This window comes from Tenacibaculum sp. AWR4_210 (assembly GCF_056160945.1).
On sequence record NZ_JBSWYF010000106.1, the window covers coordinates 1 to 229 of the forward strand.

1 protein-coding gene is annotated in these 229 nt (G+C 50.7%); it reads right to left on the reverse strand.

Annotated elements, in window-relative coordinates; genetic code table 11:
* Positions 1 to 229, reverse strand: a 229-nt coding sequence (locus ACXAG7_RS20225; protein ID WP_476667968.1) for a hypothetical protein, incomplete at both ends; no start/stop codon positions are given.

Here is a 229-nt window from a genome sequence, read left to right on the forward strand (position 1 = left end):
CATTTGGTAAGGCTTGTTCGCTTACCACTACCTGAGCTGTTGCTGCTGTGGTACATGGTGCCGTTGCTGCTACGGTATACGTATAGGTATTCGCTCCACCTAAAGCTGGTGACCAAGTTCCGCCTGTCGCTGGACTTCCGCCTAAGGCTGCAAATAACTGTGCTGATGTTACCGTGCTTCCTGCACAGATGGTAAGTGTTCCGTTAGTTCCCGCATTTGGTAAAGCTTG